This window comes from Rugosimonospora acidiphila (assembly GCF_039543385.1).
GTDB classification, from domain to species: Bacteria; Actinomycetota; Actinomycetes; order Mycobacteriales; family Micromonosporaceae; genus Rugosimonospora; species Rugosimonospora acidiphila.
On sequence record NZ_BAABJQ010000010.1, the window covers coordinates 153633 to 168513 of the forward strand.

General features: G+C 71.5%; 18 protein-coding genes. 12 read left to right on the top strand and 6 right to left on the bottom strand.

What is annotated here, in order from left to right; translation table 11 throughout:
* Positions 1-18 precede the first annotated feature (18 nt).
* Complete coding sequence (locus ABEA87_RS18845) at positions 19-333, top strand: L-rhamnose mutarotase (RefSeq protein WP_345631245.1); 315 nt, start codon at positions 19-21, stop codon at positions 331-333.
* A gap of 114 nt (positions 334-447) precedes the next feature.
* Here ABEA87_RS18845 and ABEA87_RS18850 read toward each other — a convergent pair whose 3' ends face one another.
* Positions 448-1125: a FadR/GntR family transcriptional regulator gene (locus ABEA87_RS18850; RefSeq protein WP_345631246.1), complete on the bottom strand. Its 678-nt coding sequence runs from the start codon at positions 1123-1125 to the stop codon at positions 448-450.
* 323 nt (positions 1126-1448) lie between these two features.
* The gene (locus ABEA87_RS18855) at positions 1449-1775 is read right to left on the bottom strand and encodes a YbjQ family protein (RefSeq protein WP_345631248.1); all 327 of its coding nucleotides are present in this window, start codon (positions 1773-1775) and stop codon (positions 1449-1451) included.
* Positions 1776-2110: 335 nt separating this feature from the next.
* On the opposite strand from ABEA87_RS18855, the gene ABEA87_RS18860 reads away from it, so the two are divergent.
* The 4 genes from ABEA87_RS18860 (at position 2111) to ABEA87_RS18875 (ending at position 7400) form a co-directional block, all read left to right on the top strand.
* Complete coding sequence (locus ABEA87_RS18860; RefSeq protein ID WP_425570913.1) at positions 2111-3229, top strand: glycosyltransferase; 1119 nt, start codon at positions 2111-2113, stop codon at positions 3227-3229.
* A 388-nt stretch (positions 3230-3617) separates the two neighbouring features.
* Positions 3618-5519, top strand: a complete 1902-nt coding sequence (locus ABEA87_RS18865) for a putative Ig domain-containing protein (RefSeq protein ID WP_345631251.1) — start codon at positions 3618-3620, stop codon at positions 5517-5519.
* A gap of 169 nt (positions 5520-5688) precedes the next feature.
* Positions 5689-5952, top strand: a complete 264-nt coding sequence (locus tag ABEA87_RS18870; RefSeq protein WP_345631252.1) for a DUF6244 family protein — start codon at positions 5689-5691, stop codon at positions 5950-5952.
* A gap of 77 nt (positions 5953-6029) precedes the next feature.
* Complete coding sequence (locus ABEA87_RS18875; RefSeq protein ID WP_345631254.1) at positions 6030-7400, top strand: dihydrolipoyl dehydrogenase family protein; 1371 nt, start codon at positions 6030-6032, stop codon at positions 7398-7400.
* Here the strand turns inward: ABEA87_RS18875 and ABEA87_RS18880 are convergent.
* A complete protein-coding gene (locus ABEA87_RS18880; protein WP_345631256.1) occupies positions 7384-8169 on the bottom strand; it encodes a TIGR04222 domain-containing membrane protein in 786 nt (261 codons plus the stop codon). The genes ABEA87_RS18875 and ABEA87_RS18880 overlap by 17 nt on opposite strands.
* Before the next feature lie 196 nt (positions 8170-8365).
* Between ABEA87_RS18880 and ABEA87_RS18885 the strand changes: the two genes are divergently transcribed.
* From ABEA87_RS18885 to ABEA87_RS18910, 6 genes are all read left to right on the top strand, one after another.
* Positions 8366-9040: a DUF6962 family protein gene (locus ABEA87_RS18885; RefSeq protein WP_345631257.1), complete on the top strand. Its 675-nt coding sequence runs from the start codon at positions 8366-8368 to the stop codon at positions 9038-9040.
* A 93-nt stretch (positions 9041-9133) separates the two neighbouring features.
* Positions 9134-10954 (top strand): ABC transporter ATP-binding protein, encoded by a 1821-nt coding sequence (locus ABEA87_RS18890; protein WP_345631259.1) that lies wholly within the window; start codon positions 9134-9136, stop codon positions 10952-10954.
* A gap of 9 nt (positions 10955-10963) precedes the next feature.
* On the top strand, positions 10964-11413 hold the full coding sequence (locus ABEA87_RS18895; protein WP_345631261.1) for a MarR family winged helix-turn-helix transcriptional regulator: 450 nt from the start codon (positions 10964-10966) through the stop codon (positions 11411-11413).
* A gap of 60 nt (positions 11414-11473) precedes the next feature.
* Positions 11474-11995, top strand: coding sequence for a phage holin family protein (locus ABEA87_RS18900; RefSeq protein WP_345631263.1), 522 nt, complete (start codon positions 11474-11476; stop codon positions 11993-11995).
* Positions 11992-12462, top strand: coding sequence for a DUF3618 domain-containing protein (locus ABEA87_RS18905; protein ID WP_345631265.1), 471 nt, complete (start codon positions 11992-11994; stop codon positions 12460-12462). The genes ABEA87_RS18900 and ABEA87_RS18905 overlap by 4 nt, the downstream gene beginning before the upstream one ends.
* A 1-nt stretch (position 12463) precedes the next feature.
* A complete protein-coding gene (locus ABEA87_RS18910) occupies positions 12464-12730 on the top strand; it encodes a DUF4235 domain-containing protein (protein WP_345631267.1) in 267 nt (88 codons plus the stop codon).
* A 15-nt stretch (positions 12731-12745) separates the two neighbouring features.
* On the opposite strand, the gene ABEA87_RS18915 is transcribed toward ABEA87_RS18910, so the two are convergent.
* Positions 12746-13030: a GNAT family N-acetyltransferase gene (locus ABEA87_RS18915; protein WP_345631268.1), complete on the bottom strand. Its 285-nt coding sequence runs from the start codon at positions 13028-13030 to the stop codon at positions 12746-12748.
* A gap of 69 nt (positions 13031-13099) precedes the next feature.
* Positions 13100-13873, bottom strand: coding sequence for an SDR family NAD(P)-dependent oxidoreductase (locus tag ABEA87_RS18920; protein WP_345631270.1), 774 nt, complete (start codon positions 13871-13873; stop codon positions 13100-13102).
* Between the two features lie 71 nt (positions 13874-13944).
* Here ABEA87_RS18920 and ABEA87_RS18925 point away from each other — a divergent pair, with 71 nt between their 5' ends.
* Positions 13945-14235 carry a zinc ribbon domain-containing protein gene (locus ABEA87_RS18925; protein ID WP_345631272.1) on the top strand — a complete coding sequence of 97 codons (291 nt, stop codon included), beginning with the start codon at positions 13945-13947 and terminating at the stop codon, positions 14233-14235.
* A gap of 14 nt (positions 14236-14249) precedes the next feature.
* On the opposite strand, the gene ABEA87_RS18930 is transcribed toward ABEA87_RS18925, so the two are convergent.
* Positions 14250-14759 (bottom strand): EXPERA domain-containing protein, encoded by a 510-nt coding sequence (locus tag ABEA87_RS18930; RefSeq protein ID WP_345631273.1) that lies wholly within the window; start codon positions 14757-14759, stop codon positions 14250-14252.
* Between the last annotated feature and the right edge of the window lie 122 nt (positions 14760-14881).

The window sequence follows — 14881 nt, forward strand, 5'->3', positions numbered from 1 at the left end:
TCGAGTGAAGGGTTGAGGATGCAGCGGATAGCTCTGCACACCCGGCTGGCGCCGGGCAAGGAAGCGGAGTATGAAGCGGTTCACGCGGTGATCCCGCCGGACCTGGACGCCGCGCTGCGCGAGGCCGGCGTGCACGACTGGCGGATCTGGCGTGACGGGCTCGACCTGTTCCATGTGGTGGAGGTCGAGGACTACCGGCGGATGCGCCACTTCCTGCGGGACCACCAGGCGAACGCGCCCTGGCAGGCGCGGATGGCCGAGTTGCTGGAGGTCGAGGACGACTACTCCGGCGACGACTCCGGCATCAACCTGGTCTGGGAGCTGCCGCACTGAGCCCGCCTGTGGCGCGCGCCGGGCGGGCAGCCCGGCCGCGCGCCGCCGGCGGCCGGCGGCCGGCGGCCGGCAGGTGATTGTCAAACCCGCCGGATTGTCAAACCCGAGGCGTCGTCAGTCCTGCAGCGTCCGGCGCAGCCACTCCTCGACTCCCGCGACGTGCACGGTGGCCCAGGAGCGGGCCAGCTCCGGCTGGCGGGCCGCTATCGCCTCGCAGATAGCCGAGTGCTGCTCGCGGGTGCGGTCCACCGCGCCCTCCTGGGTCAGCCCGCGCCAGATCCGGGCCCGGGTGGTCGGCCCGGACAGGCTGTCGATGAGCGAACACAGCACGGTGTTGCCCGACCCGAGCGCGATCCGGCGGTGGAATTCGAGGTCGTTGGTGACCAGCGCGTCGATGGTCGGCTCGACGGGCAGTTGGTCGAGTACCGCCCGGAGCTGCACGATCTCGGCGTCCGCCATGGTCAGCGCCGCCATCGCCGTGGCGGCCGGCTCGAGAATCCGGCGTACCTCGAGGAACTCCAGGACCGTGTCGTCGCGGTGGAAGTCCACCACGAACGTCATGGCGTCGAGCAGCAGGTGGGGCTCCAGGCTGGTGACATAGGTGCCGTCGCCCTGGCGCACGTCGAGCACGTGAATCAGCGACAGCGCCTTGACCGCCTCGCGCAGCGAGTTGCGGGACAGTCCGAGCCGGTCGGCGAGGTCGGCCTCCTTGGGCAGGCGGTCTCCCGGGCTCAGCTCGCCGGAGACGATCATGCCTTTGATCTTGTCGATCGCCTCGTCGGTGACTGCCAACGTGCCCCCTCATACATGGGATGTATCCGCGCCATCCTAGCGCCGGCCAGGCTCCGGACAAGCCGGGCCGGCGTCGGAGGAGGCTGTGAAAACGGATCGCATCCGCCCCCGACGCTCCGGACGGGTGGCAAGGCACCTGGCGGCGCGCGAGGGGCCGCCCGAGGGAGAACAATGCCGGGGCCGCCCGGATCGACCGAGCGGTTCCCAAGGGGGCTCAACCGCCGAGCGCGGGGTGGACGGGACGATAAGGCGGCTAAGGGCTCAGTGGGCCGCAGGCTGCCCCAAGCGGCGAAAAGGTCGTGGGTCCCGGGAAAGGGCGGCTCTCAGCCAGTCGCGGGGTCGACCCGGACCGCCGTGCCGTACGCGCAGATTTCGGCCCAGGCCGTGCTGATGTTCCGGTTGTCGAACCGCAGCCCGACGACGGCGTTGGCGCCACGCTGCCGGGCCTGCTCGACCATCTCGGTCACCGCGTCCTTGCGCCACTGGGTCAGTTCTGAAGAGCGCTTCGGGTTCAGATTCCCGTCCAGCGCGCGGATCCCCTCGGTGAAGGCGTTGCTCAGCCGGGCGATCGACCCGATCACCTCGCCGATCACCGTGCTGATCCGGTACCCGGGAATCTCCTCAGTGGTCACCACCATGACGGCGGCCATGCCCGTCCCCCATCCCTAGGCCCCGTGAACGCCACAACTATACGGTGATTTAGGGTGATTCGGATGTCCATTTCACCGCACTTCGTCCGGCTTCCGGGTGCCCCTCGTGGGGTGCTTCCCGGGGGCCGCCAAGGGGTGGCGAACACCGGATTTCGCGAGCGCGGTTCGCGCCGGTACGAGGACGCCAACGTTACGGCCGGATTTCCCTGGGTACCGGGAACGAGGCCACATCGACCCGTGTGGGCGCCAGCCCCAGCGCGGAAGAAAAGAGGCTGACCGTGACCGAATCACTACTGGAGCCCCCGCACCGGGGACATCGGCGCCTTCGGATCGCCATGGTCGTTCCGCCCTGGTACGAGGTGCCGCCGCTCGGGTACGGCGGGGTGGAAGTGATCGCTGGTGCGTTGGTGGACGCGCTGGTGGCTCGCGGGCATGAGGTCACGCTGTTTGGCGCCGGCTCACGTACCGGGACCGCCGCCTCCCACTTCATCGCGAGCAACCCCTCGTTGCAGCATGCCCGGCTCGGTCAGCTGCTGCCCGCCCTGGTGCACACCGCGCGGGTGAACAAGCTGATGAGCGAGGGCGAGTACGACGTGGTGCACGACCACACCACGGACGGTCCGGTCACCGCGGCGATGCGCAAGGCGCCCACCGTCGTGACCGTGCACGGCATCGTGAACAGCGACCTCGGCGACTTCCTGGACGCGCTGGGCGACAGCGTGCGGCTGGTCGCCATCTCCCGATCCCAGCGGGCGTCGCGCCCGAGCCTGCCGTGGGCCGCGACGGTGCACAACGCACTGCCCTATATGGACCCGGTCGAGGCGCCGCAGCGGCACGACGGTCCGGTGCTCTGGCTCGCCCGGTTCAGTCCGGACAAGGGGCCGGACCTGGCCATCAACGCCTGCCGGGAGGCCGGCCTGCCGCTGGTGCTGGCCGGCAAGGCCAGTGAGCCGAGCGAGGCCAAGTACCTGGAGGAGGAGATCCGGCCGATGCTGCGGGATGGCGACGACATCCAGCTGCTGGCCGACGCCGACCGGACGGTCACGGACAAGCTGCTCGCCGAGGCGCGGTGCCTCATCATGCCGATCCGCTGGGACGAGCCGTTCGGAATGGTGATGATCGAGGCGATGGCGGTCGGTACCCCGGTGGTGGCGCTGTCCCGCGGCGCGGTGCCGGAGCTGGTCCGCGATGGACTGACCGGCTGGGTACGCGGCCGGCCGGAGGACCTGCCGGCGGCCCTGCACCGGATCGACGAGATCGACCCGGCCGACTGCGTGGCGCACGTGCGGGCCAACTTCTCCGCGCCGCTGATGGCCCGCCGGTACGAGCGGGTCTACCTGGAGGCCGTCGACGCGGCGATGATTCCGGGCCGGCGCCGACGGATGGTGGACTCCCGGCCGCAGCCGGTGCCGGTGCTGCGCCGCCCCGACCGTCGCATGCCCTACGTCGGCTGAGCGAGCGCAGGACCACGTCGGCCGAACGGGCGCAGTACCACGTCGGCTGAACGAACGCACAACTACGTCGACGGCGGCGAGCGGAGCCGCCCCCGATAACGGAAGACCCGTCGAGCCGGTACTCACCGGCTCGACGTCGCGTCCCCCGCGCGAGGTGGCCCCGAGGCGGTCAGCCCGGCGGAGCGCCGCCGCGTTGTTACAGCTCTTCTCGATATTCGCATCCGTTCGTCACATGCGAAATCCAGTCTTCTGCGCAATCATTTGACCCTGCTGTGTTGGTGTGCGCCACTTTTTCCCATCTAAGCATGTCAATCAATGGGAAGGTGGGGGCCAACTGCGGGCCCGCGCCCCATGCCATCCTGAGACCCCTTGCGTTGAAGGAGAGAGCATGCGGGTCAGACCCCCGGTACTCGTCGTGGTCGGCGCTGTGGCGGCACTCGTCGCCGGCGTGCTGGCCGCGCCACCCGCGTCGGCCGCGCCCATCGCGGCCAACTACACATCCATCTGCGGTCTCGCCCAGCCAGGCCAGTCGACCTGCTTCGCGATGCGCCGCACCGACGTGCACAGCGCGCGGGCGCTGACGCCCAACGCCGTGACCGCCGGCTACGGCCCGTCCACTCTCAAGGCCGCGTACAAGCTGCCGGCCGGCACCACCACCGCCACGGTCGCGATCGTGGACGCGTTCGACGATCCGTCCGCCGCTTCCGACCTGAACACCTACCGGGCGCAGTGGGGCCTGCCGGCGTGTACCACCGCCAACGGCTGCTTCACCAAGGTGAACCAGACCGGTGCGACGTTCCCGATGCCGACCCCCGACGCCAACTGGGCCGGCGAGATCTCGCTGGACGTGGACATGGTCTCGGCGATCTGCCCGACCTGCCACATCCTGCTCGTCGAGGCGAACACGAACAACGACACCGACCTGCTCGCGGCCGAGGACTACGCGACCGCGCACGCCAAGTTCGTCTCCAACAGCTGGGGCGGGGCCGAGACGACCGTCGAGACGATCGAGGACGCGCACTTCAACCACCCGGGTGAGGTCATCACGGCGAGCACCGGCGACCTGGGCAACGGCGCGCAGTACCCGGCCACCTCGCCGTACGTCGTGGCGGTCGGCGGCACCACGCTGAACGGCTCGACCAACTCGCGCGGCTGGACCGAGTCGGCCTGGGCCGGCGCGGGCTCCGGCTGCTCCGCCTACGAGCCCAAGCCCGCGTTCCAGACGGCCACCACGGGCTGCACCCGTCGCGGCGAGGCGGACGTGTCCGCGGTCGCCGACCCGAACACCGGCGTCGCGGTGTACAACTCGTACAGCGACCTCGGCTGGGCGGAGTACGGCGGCACCAGCGCGGCCTCCCCGATCATCGCGGCGACCTACGCGCTCGCCGGCACCCCGGGCTTCTCGGACACCCCGGCCTCCTACCCGTACGCGCACGCCGGCAACCTGTTCGACGTGACCAGCGGCGGCAACGGCTCCTGCGGCGCGCCGATGTGCACCGCGGGTACCGGCTGGGACGGCCCGACCGGGCTCGGTACCCCGAACGGCACGGCGGCCTTCAACTCCGGCGGCCTCACCGTGAACAACCCGGGCACCCAGAGCGTTCTGGTCAACACCGCGACCAGCCTCACGCTGTCCGTGGCCGGTGGCACCGGCCCGTACACCTGGTCCGCGTCCGGCCTGCCGGCCGGGCTGTCGCTCAACTCCTCGACCGGGGTCATCACCGGCACGCCGACCACGAAGGGGCTCTACCAGGTCACGGTGACCGCGACCGGCGGCGGCCTGACCGGAAGCACCTCGTTCAACTGGCTCGTCAACCCGACCGGTGGTTGCGAGAGCCCGGGCCAGAAGCTGGGCAACCCGGGCTTCGAGACCGGCTCCGCGGCACCGTGGACCACATCGGCCAGCGTGATCGACAACTCCTCCTCGGAGCCGGCCCACTCCGGCGCCTGGAAGGCGTGGCTGGACGGGTACGCGCAGCGGCACACCGACACGTTGAGCCAGACGGTCACCCTCCCGTTGGGCTGCAGCAACTACACGCTCAGCTTCTATCTGCGCGTCGACTCCGCCGAATCGAGCCTCTCGCAGGTGTTCGACGCGATGAACGTGCAGGTCGGCTCGACGACCCTGGCGACCTACTCGAACCTGAACAAGGGGACCGCGTACACGCTGAGGTCGTTCAACCTGTCCGCGTTCGCGGGCCAGACGGTGACGATCCGGTTCACCGGCACCGAGGACGTCTCGGTGCAGACGTCGTTCCTCATCGACGACGTCTCGCTGACCGCTAGCTGAATCGCCGCCGGCCGAGCCGGACCGTCGGCGCAACCCAGCACATTCCGGGCCGGGCCCGGGGCGCGAGCCCCGGGCCCGGCGACGTGCGGTGGCCCCTCGCGCGGTTTTGTGCGGGGCGCCCCGGCGGGCCGAGTGCCCCGGCGCGGCCGTTGGGGCACAATCGGGTCCGATGAGCACTCAGGAGATCGTGACCAGGCTGGCCGCCGCGCTGCAGAAGCTGGAGCAGGGGCAGGCCAAGGCCGCCGCGGCGGCGCAGGACTACGACGAGGCGCGGACGCTGGTCGCCGACGCGCTCAAGGGTGGCACCGCCGGACCCCTGCTCGGACTGATCGAGCAGCTGCGGACGTCGGCGCAGCAGGCGTCGCGGCCGGGTGCGGCGATCGAGCGGGTCCGCGAGACGATCCAGAAGGCCCACGGGTTGGGTGACTTCTGACTGGGGCACACTAGTCGTGACCGGTGGCCGGCCGCCCCGGTCGGATTTGTCGCCAGGCGAGCCGGAGGGACGGGCGGATGGCTGATCATGACAGTGTCGACGAGGTCGACATCGTCGTGCTGGGCATGGGCGTCGGTGGCGAGGAGGTCGCCGGTCGGCTGGCCGTCGCGGGCCTGTCCGTGGTCGGCGTCGAGCACCGGCTGGTCGGCGGCGAATGCCCGTACTGGGGCTGTGTGCCCAGCAAGGAGATGATCCGGGCCGCCAACCTGCTCGCCGAGGGCGGGCGGGTCAACGGGATGGCGGGCACAGCGACCGTGGAGCCGGACTGGCGTCCGGTGGCCGCACGGGTGCGGGAGACCACCGACGACTGGGACGACAAGGCGGCGGTCGATCGGTTCACCGGCAAGGGCGGTCGGTTCGTGCGCGGCTACGGCCGGCTCGCCGGGCCCGGCCGGGTCGACGTCGACGGCGTGACATTCCAGGCCCGGCGGGGCATCGTGCTCGGCGCCGGTACCGCACCGTCCGTGCCGCCCATCGACGGGCTGGCCGGCACGCCGTACTGGACGAACCGGGAGGCCATTGAGGCCACCGAGGCGCCGGAGTCGCTCATCATTCTGGGCGGCGGGGCGATCGGGCTGGAGCTGGCTCAGGTGTTCCTGCGGTTCGGCACCCGGGTCACCATCGTCGAGGCGCTGGATCGGCTGCTCGCCATGGAGGAGCCCGAGTCCTCGAAGCTGCTGCACTCCGAGTTGGAGGGCGCGGGCGCCGAGGTGCGCACCGGCGCGAAGGTCGTCCGGGTCGGGCACGACGCGCAGAGCTTCACGGTCACCCTGGACGGCGGCGACGTCCTGGAGGCGGAGCGGCTGCTGGTCGCGACCGGGCGGCGAGCCAACCTGGGCGACCTGGGCCTGGACACCGTCGGGCTCGACCCGACCGCCCGGACGCTGGAGGTGGACGAGTGGCTGCGCGCCGGTGACCGGCTGTGGGGCGTCGGCGACCTCACCGGCAAGGGCGCGTTCACCCACGTCGCGATGTACCAGGCCGACATCGTGGTGCGGGACATCCTGGGCCAGGGCGGCCCGGCTGCCGACTATCGGGCGCTGCCGCGCGTGACGTTCACCGACCCGGAGGTCGGCGCGGTCGGGCTGACCGAGGCGCAGGCGCGAGCGCGCGGGCTGCGGGTCACGACCGGATACACCGACCTGACCGAGTCCACCCGCGGCTACATCCACAAGGTCGGCAACCACGGCTTCGTCAAGCTGGTCGCGGACGCCGACCGCGGGGTGCTGGTCGGGGCGACCTCGGCCGGCCCGGTCGGTGGCGAAGTGCTCGGCGCGCTGGTCGTCGCGGTGCACGGCGAGGTCCCGGTCGACCGGCTGCGCAGCATGATGTACGCGTACCCGACGTTCCACCGGGCGATCGAGCAGGCGGTCAAGAACCTGGGCTGATCCCGGCCGACCTGGCCGGCGACCCCGGACCCGCCACCGACACGGGCACCCGCGAGGAGTCCCGCAGCAGGCCGGCCTGCGCGGCGAACCGCGGGAAGGTCAACCGCAGCGCTGGCGCGCCGTAGAGGGCGACGGACAGGCCGAGCGACTGGGGCGACCACTCGGCGGCGTCCGGTTCGTGCTCCGGGGTGAGGTCGGAGTGCCGGCGGCGCAGCCGGCGCATCAGCCGTCGGCCGGCCAGGGTGCGGCCGGGCAGCAGCGCGAGCGCGACGATCGCGGCGGCCGGTACGACCGGTGCCAGCCGCGCGAACCACGCGGCCGACGGCGCCCCGGTCAGCGCGGCGGCCACGGCCAGCACCCCGGCGGCGATCGCCAGTACCCGCAGGGTGACCCTCCGTCGCGAGGTCAGCATCAGGCCGGCGCGGGCCAGGCCGGCCGCCAGTTGGGAGAGGCCGCCGCGCACCGGCGTGCGCGCGACCAGTTCGCGTGGACCGGCCGGCCGCGCCAGCGACTCGTAGACCGATCGGGCCAGCGGGTCGCAGCCGCGCGGCAGTGCGCCCGAGCGGCGCACGGTGCCCGGCATGGCGGCGTCCACGGCGGCCCTCGCGTGCAGCAGCACCAGGGCGGTGGACACGGCGGCCGTGCGTCCGGAGCGCAGCAGGGCGATCTCGGTGGGGCGCAGTTCCCGGCCGGCGCGTCGCGGCGGCCAGAGCCGGACCAGCGCCGCGACTACAAGCAGCGCGGGGTTGGCCACCAGCACGGCCGTCACGAACACTCCGCCACCCACTGTCACCTCCGGACCACGCGTTGGGATTAGTGTGTCCCGACCGCGCAACTGGCGTGGCGTTGTGCAAGTTGCGCCGCGGGTCGGTTGCGATCCGGTGGTGGCCGGTTGCGTGGTGGCGAGTCCGGCAACGAGACCGATCTCCATGGTTCGTCATGGAGCGGCGGCGTAACGTGCTAATGTGCTCGCCCAACCCGCTCAGGCACTGACCGATCTCCTTCTCGGACTCGTCGTCGCCACGCTGGCGGTGCGGTTGCACCGCAGGGGAAACATCTCCCGGCCGTGGCAGTCGGCCTTCGGCTGGACGGCCGCGGCGGCGCTGGCCGGCTCGGTACATCACGCGGTTCTGGTGCGCTGGACCCGCTGGGGAAGCTTCAGCTGGGCCGTCATCACCGTGATGATCGTGATCGCGGTGTCGTACCTGCTCGCCGGTACCGTCGTCGAGGTGCTGGGCAGCGGCCACGCGCGTACCTTCTGGCTGCTGCGCTCGGTCGGGCTGGTGGCGTACGTCGTGCTCGCCTTCACCGGTCACGCCGGGGTCGCCTCGATGATGTCCTGCGAGGGCCTGACCATGACCAGCGTGCTGGTGCTGTGGTGCTGGGCCACGTACCGGCACCATCCGCTCGGCTGGCCGGTGCTGCTGGCCATCGCCGCGAGCGGCGCGGCCGGCGCCACCCAGGCGCTGAGCCCGAGCGTCACCCACTGGATCGACCTGGACCCCACCTCCACCTATCACCTGGCCCAGGTGGTGGGCATGGCGGTGCTCTACTGGGCGCTGACCCGTCCCCGCACCGGGGACGCGCTGTCCGGCGGTCGGCACACCGGCGAGCAGGGGCCGGCCGTCCAGGCCGGTTGAGGCTCGGCCGGCAGCCGCCCGATAGTAAGCGTCAGCGAACTACTTTCTTATTCAGTTGCGCTCTGGCGGCCTCAAAATAGTACGCTCACGCGTATGACATCCGCCGCAACCCGCCAGGCGCCCGCCGTGCTCGACACGTCGGACCAGGAGCGCAAGGTGCCCCTGCGCCGCATCGTCGCGCTGTTCCGCCCGCACACCTGGCTGCTGGCGCTGCTGCTCGTGCTGGTGGTGGGGCAGGCCGCGTTCAATGTCGTGGCGCCGTTCATGCTCCGCGCGATCATCGACCGCGGGCTGCCCGAGCGCAACGCGGTGCTGATCACCTGGCTGGCGCTGGGGATGATCGGGTCCGCGGTGGCGGCCGGCGCACTCGGTGTGGTCACCGGCCAGCTGTCCAACGTGATCGGGCAGCGCATCATGCACGGGCTGCGGGTAAGCGTGTACGGGCACCTGCAGCGCATGTCGCTGGCGTTCTTCACGCGTACCCGCACCGGGGACGTGCTGTCGCGGGTGCTCAACGACGTCGGCGGGGTCGACAACGTGGTCACCAACACGGCCAGCTCGCTGGTGCAGAACACGGTCACCGCCGGCGCCATCGTCGTGGCCATGCTGCTGCTGGACTGGCGGCTGTCGGTGCTGGCCCTGCTGGTGGTGCCGCTGTTCCTGGCCATGACGTTCCGGCTCGGGCGGCAGCGCCGCGCGCTGTCCCGGCGGCGCCAGGGCGGCCTGTCCGCCCTGACCACCCTGGTCGAGGAGTCGCTGTCCGTGGCCGGCGTGCTGCTGGCCAAGACGATGGGGCTGCGCGACGAACTCGTCCGCCGCTTCTCCGACCAGTCCAAGCAGATCTCCGACGTCGAACTGGCCGCGGTGATGGCCGGCCGGTGGCGGCTGGCCACCCGGCGGGTGGCGCTGGTCGTCGTCCCCGCGATCGTGTACTGGCTGGCCGGCATCGAGGTGGCCCACGGCGCCTCGCTGGCCAGCATCGGCACGGTCGTGGCCTTCTCCAGCATGGTGAACCGGCTGATCGGGCCGATCAGCGGCGTGCAGGGCATCGGGCAGAACGTGTCCGTCTCGATGGCCCTGTTCGGCCGGATCTTCGACGTGCTGGACCTGCCGGTCGACGTGGACGACCGTCCGGGCGCCCGCCCGCTGGTCGTGACCCGCGGCGAGGTGCGGCTGACCGACGTCTCGTTCCGGTACGAGGGGGCCGAGCGGTGGACCATCGAGGACCTCGACCTCGTCTGCCCGCCCGGCTCGATGACCGCCATCGTCGGCGAGACCGGCTCCGGTAAGACCACGCTCGCCTACCTGATCGCCCGGCTCTACGAACCGGAGCGCGGCACGGTCAGCGTCGATGGCACGGACGTACGGGACGTCACGCTGGGCTCGCTGGCCACCTCGATCGGGCTGGTCTCCCAGGAGACGTACCTGCTGCACGCCTCGATCCGGGAGAACCTGCTGCTGGCCAAGCCGGACGCCACGGACGAGCAGCTTCGGGCGGCCACCGGGGCGGCCCGCCTCCACGACCTGATCGAGGGGCTCCCCGACGGGTACGACACGATGGTGGGCGAGCGCGGTTACCGGTTCTCCGGCGGGGAGCGGCAGCGCCTGGCCATCGCCCGGATGCTGCTGCGCAACCCGCCGGTACTGCTGCTGGACGAGGCGACCAGCGCGCTGGACACCCGCACCGAACGGGCGGTGCAGGAGGCGCTGGACGCGCTCTCCGAGGGGCGCACCACCATCGTGATCGCCCACCGCCTGGCCACCATCGAGCGGGCCGACCAGATAGTCGTGCTGCACGACGGCCGGATCGTGGAGCGCGGCACCCACGCCGACCTGGTCGGCCTCGCCGGCCGGTACGCGGGGTTCCTGCGACCGGCCGGGCCGAGGTCGGGAGAGCAGCTCACGGCGGGTTAGGGTCCACGCGTGGATGCGGTGCGTGACGCGGAGCTGGCGGCGATGGTCCGGGAGGTCCGGCTGGGCGTGATCCGGCTGGCCCGGCGGATGCGCGCCCAGAAACAGGAGCACGGGGTCACCCCGCTGGAGCTGTCCGTGCTCAGCCGGCTGTACGGGCACCAGGTGATGACCCCGAAGGCGCTGGCCGACGCCGAGCACGTGACCCCGCAGACGCTCACCCGGGTCTTCGCCGCGCTGGAGGACAAGGGGCTGGTGATCCGGCGGGGCAATCCGGAGGATGGCCGGCAGTCGCTACTGGAGATCACTCCGGCTGGGGTGCGGGTGCTCGGAGAGGACAGCGCCCGGCGGGAGCAGTGGCTGGCCGCCGCGATGACCAGCGCGCTCACCCCGGCCGAACAGCAAATTGTCCGGATCGCCGCCGGTTTGATGGAGCGGCTGGCCGATGAGCCCGGCATCTGAACATTTATCAGGTACGCGTTTGACACGCACGCCCTGGGGCACCTGGGGCGAATGGCGAAGATGTCCGAGTCTTCTTCCCGGGAGCGCAGCCGGAGCCAGGTGATCGTGGATCCGGAGCCTCCCCACGCCCCCGCCGCGGCACCGTCCGCGCCGGCCGGCGCGCAGCCGGACGGATCCCGGGCGCTCGACTCGCTGTCCACCGGGGAGCTGATCCGGCGCCTGTCCGAGCAGCTGTCCACACTGGTACGTGACGAGTTGGCGCTGGCCCGGGTCGAGATCATGGACAAGGCCGGCCACGCCGGCAAGGGCGCCGGCCTGTTCGGCGGCGCCGGCGTGATCAGCCTGTACGGCGTGTTCGGCATCCTGACCGGCTGCGTACTGCTGCTCGCCCAGGTGATGCCCGCGTGGGCGGCGGCGATGGTGATCGGCGCACTGCTGCTGGCGATCGGCGGGCTGATGGCCATCACCGGACGCGCCCAGGTCAAGCAGGCGACCCCGCCGCTGCCCGAGGCAGCGGTCGACGGCGTGCACCGCGACCTCGGGGCGGTGGCCGCGGCGGTCGAGCGCAGGAGGCAACGATGAGCGCGCGGGCAGCCTCGGACCCACCCATCCGCAGCGCGCTGGCGATGGCCGGTACCGGGCCGGGCGACGGCGCCTCGCACGAGGCCAACCTGGGCGGCGGCCCGGGTGGTGGCGGCATGGGCGCGGGCGGCATGGGCGGCGACGGGGACGGGCACCGCCCGGCGGCGGGCTTCGCGGCGACCGCCGACGGACTGGTCGGGGCCGAACGCCGCGCCGCGCTGCGCGCCGAGATCGAGCAGACCCGGACCGCGCTGGGCGAGACCGTCGGCGCGCTGGCCGCCAAGGCCGACGTCAAGGCCCGCGCTCAGGACAAGGCCGGTGAGGTCTACAGCGACGTGGCGTACCGGGTCGGCCGTTCGCGCGAGCGGGTCGTCGACCTGGTCGGCGGCCGGTGGCCCCTGCTGGCCGGCGCCGCCGGGGTGCTCGCGCTGATCACCGGCCTGGTGATCTGGCGAAGGCGCGCCTGAGATGGCCGGGAAGAAGCTGTTCTACCGGCCGGTCGGCCTGCTCGTCGGGGTGGCCGCCGGAGCGGTGGCCGGCGTCCTGGTCAAGCAGATCTGGCGGCTCGCCCCGGGCGACCAGCAGGCCCCGGACGCGCTGGACGAGGAGCGCGGCTGGGGTGAGGTGCTGGCCGCCGCCGCGCTGCAGGGCGTGGTCTTCGCGATTGTACGGGCCGCGATGGATCGGGGAGCCGCCCAGGCGGTACGGCGGCTGACCGGCCGCTGGCCGGTGTAGGCGCGCGCCCTGCGCCTAGAGGGTGGTCACGTCCTTGTAATCCGGGTGCCGCTCCAGAAACGCGGCGACGAACGGGCACGACGGCACGACCCGGCGGGGACGCGCCCGCTCGGCCTCCAGCGCCTGCCGGACCAGCGAGCTGGCCACGCCCTTGCCGGCGAAGGCCGGATCGGTCTCGGTGTGCAGGTAGACCCGGGCGCCGTCGTACCGGTCCCGGTACACGATGTAGGCGGCGACCTGTCCGTCGACCACCGCCTCGTACCGGTTCTCGTCGGCGTTGTCGCGCAGTTCGATGTCCACAGCAGCAATGCTGCCATGTCCGGCCCGGCGCCGGCCGGTGATGAGGCACTCACCGGCCGGCGCGCCCGGCTAGTCGGCCAGCCCGGAGGAGGCCCGGCCGATCAACTTGATCGCGGTACGGCGGGGGAGCAGGCGGCTCATCAGCACCGAGCTGACCCGCATCATCGCCCCCGGTACCGTGCGTGGGCCCCGACCCAGCGCCCCGAGCGCGGTCCGCGCGACGGTCTGCGCGTCGACCGTGCCCGGCGCCGGACGGCTCATCGACTCCTGATAGCCCGGCGTGCTGACCGCGCCCGCCACGCAGGTGACCACGTCGACGCCGGTGCCGGCCAGCTCGGCCCACAGGCTCTCGGCCAGCACCGCACCGAAGGCCTTGCTCGCCGCGTACGCGGCCAGGCCCGGTGAGCCCTGCATGCCGGCCAGCGAGCTCATCACGATGACCCCACCGGCACGGCGGGCCACCATGTCCGGCAGGAAGTGCCGGGCCAGCAGCAGGGGCGCGCGGCAGTTGAGGTCCACCAGGGTGGAGAGCTTGGACGGCGTCAGGTCGAGGAACGGGCTGACCGGCGCGTACGCCGCGTTGCACACCAGCATCCCGACGGGCCTGCCCTCCGCCGCCGAGTAGACCGCCTCCAGTCCGTCCTGTGTGGACAGATCGGCGACCACCGGTACGGTCTGCACCGTCAGCCGGTCGGCCAGCGCGGCCAGCGGCTCGGAGCGGCGGGCCACCAGGATCAGGTTGACGCCGCGTTCGGCCAGGGCGGTCGAGAACGCCGCGCCGATGCCCTCGGACGCTCCGGCCACCACCGCCCAGGGCCCGTACTTGCCGGCGAAGCCGTTCATCGGATTCCTTCCGTGGATGCCCCGGTCTTCGGGCCGGGGAGGAAACGGGACTCCTGAGAAGCAGGGCAGGAATGGCCGATTCGCCGCCCAGACGGATAGGGGTTCACCCGTGTGCCTCCCCCCTGTGCTCGGTCTGCGGCAGACTGGCCGAGGAAATGCCGCTGAGCATCCGGCGGTGGGTGTGCCCCCGCGGCGCGACCCACGATCGGGATGTCAACGCGGCGCGCAACATTTTGACCGCCGGGCTGGCGGCGACAGCCTGTGGAGACGGTGTAAGACCTCGACGGGAGTCCTCCCGGACGGGGCAGTCGTCGGTGCAGCAGGAAAACCCACGGGTGACCGAGGGAATCCGCGCCCTCTAGGGCGGCGGAGGATGTCAAGTCGTCACCATCCTCGTGAAGGGGCGGTCGTGGCGCATCCGCCAGATCATCGCCAGCGGGAGCAGGAACCAGGCCAGGTTGGCGGCCAGCACCATGGGGAAGTGAGGAGTGGCCCACTGCCCGTACTTCTCCTCCATCAGCAGGATCAGCACGTTGGACATCATCATGCCGGCCCAGATCAGCGCCGGCACCCGGATCCAGTCCCGGCCGCGCACGAACGCCACGATGGCGGCGACGTAGAACGGTCCGAAGAAGAGAACGTCTATCCAGATGGTCATCTTCCAGAACGGCGGCCTGGCCATCAGCAACGGGTCCCACTTGTCGCCGTACCAGTGCACCAGGTTCACCAGCGGGCGCGGTGGCCAGATCGGGTACCGGAAGTGGGTCGTGTCCGGGATCGCGATCTGCTCCAGGTCAAAGATGTACGTGACGAATCCGACATTGACCGCGAAGAACGCCACGAATATCGCGTCGTACCAACGTCGACGCAGCGGCACATGATCCACGCGAACACTCTGGCACGCCGGTGCCCGGGGCGGTAGGGCCGGTCTGTCGCGCAGGGCTTGTTTATCAACGCGGAGACTGCTATCAATATTAATCACCAACAATAAGGTTTCTTTACTGATTG

Excerpts from the sequence above, each read along its gene's own strand:
- ABEA87_RS18845 (WP_345631245.1), top strand. The coding sequence starts at position 19 with ATGCAGCGGATAGCTCTGCACACCCGGCTGGCGCCGGGCAAGGAAGCG.
- ABEA87_RS18855 (WP_345631248.1), bottom strand. The coding sequence starts at position 1,775 with ATGGCCGCCGTCATGGTGGTGACCACTGAGGAGATTCCCGGGTACCGG.
- ABEA87_RS18860 (WP_425570913.1), top strand. The coding sequence starts at position 2,111 with ATGGTCGTTCCGCCCTGGTACGAGGTGCCGCCGCTCGGGTACGGCGGG.
- ABEA87_RS18865 (WP_345631251.1), top strand. The coding sequence starts at position 3,618 with ATGCGGGTCAGACCCCCGGTACTCGTCGTGGTCGGCGCTGTGGCGGCA.
- ABEA87_RS18870 (WP_345631252.1), top strand. The coding sequence starts at position 5,689 with ATGAGCACTCAGGAGATCGTGACCAGGCTGGCCGCCGCGCTGCAGAAG.
- ABEA87_RS18875 (WP_345631254.1), top strand. The coding sequence starts at position 6,030 with ATGGCTGATCATGACAGTGTCGACGAGGTCGACATCGTCGTGCTGGGC.
- ABEA87_RS18890 (WP_345631259.1), top strand. The coding sequence starts at position 9,134 with ATGACATCCGCCGCAACCCGCCAGGCGCCCGCCGTGCTCGACACGTCG.
- ABEA87_RS18900 (WP_345631263.1), top strand. The coding sequence starts at position 11,474 with ATGTCCGAGTCTTCTTCCCGGGAGCGCAGCCGGAGCCAGGTGATCGTG.
- ABEA87_RS18905 (WP_345631265.1), top strand. The coding sequence starts at position 11,992 with ATGAGCGCGCGGGCAGCCTCGGACCCACCCATCCGCAGCGCGCTGGCG.
- ABEA87_RS18910 (WP_345631267.1), top strand. The coding sequence starts at position 12,464 with ATGGCCGGGAAGAAGCTGTTCTACCGGCCGGTCGGCCTGCTCGTCGGG.
- ABEA87_RS18920 (WP_345631270.1), bottom strand. The coding sequence starts at position 13,873 with ATGAACGGCTTCGCCGGCAAGTACGGGCCCTGGGCGGTGGTGGCCGGA.
- ABEA87_RS18925 (WP_345631272.1), top strand. The coding sequence starts at position 13,945 with ATGGCCGATTCGCCGCCCAGACGGATAGGGGTTCACCCGTGTGCCTCC.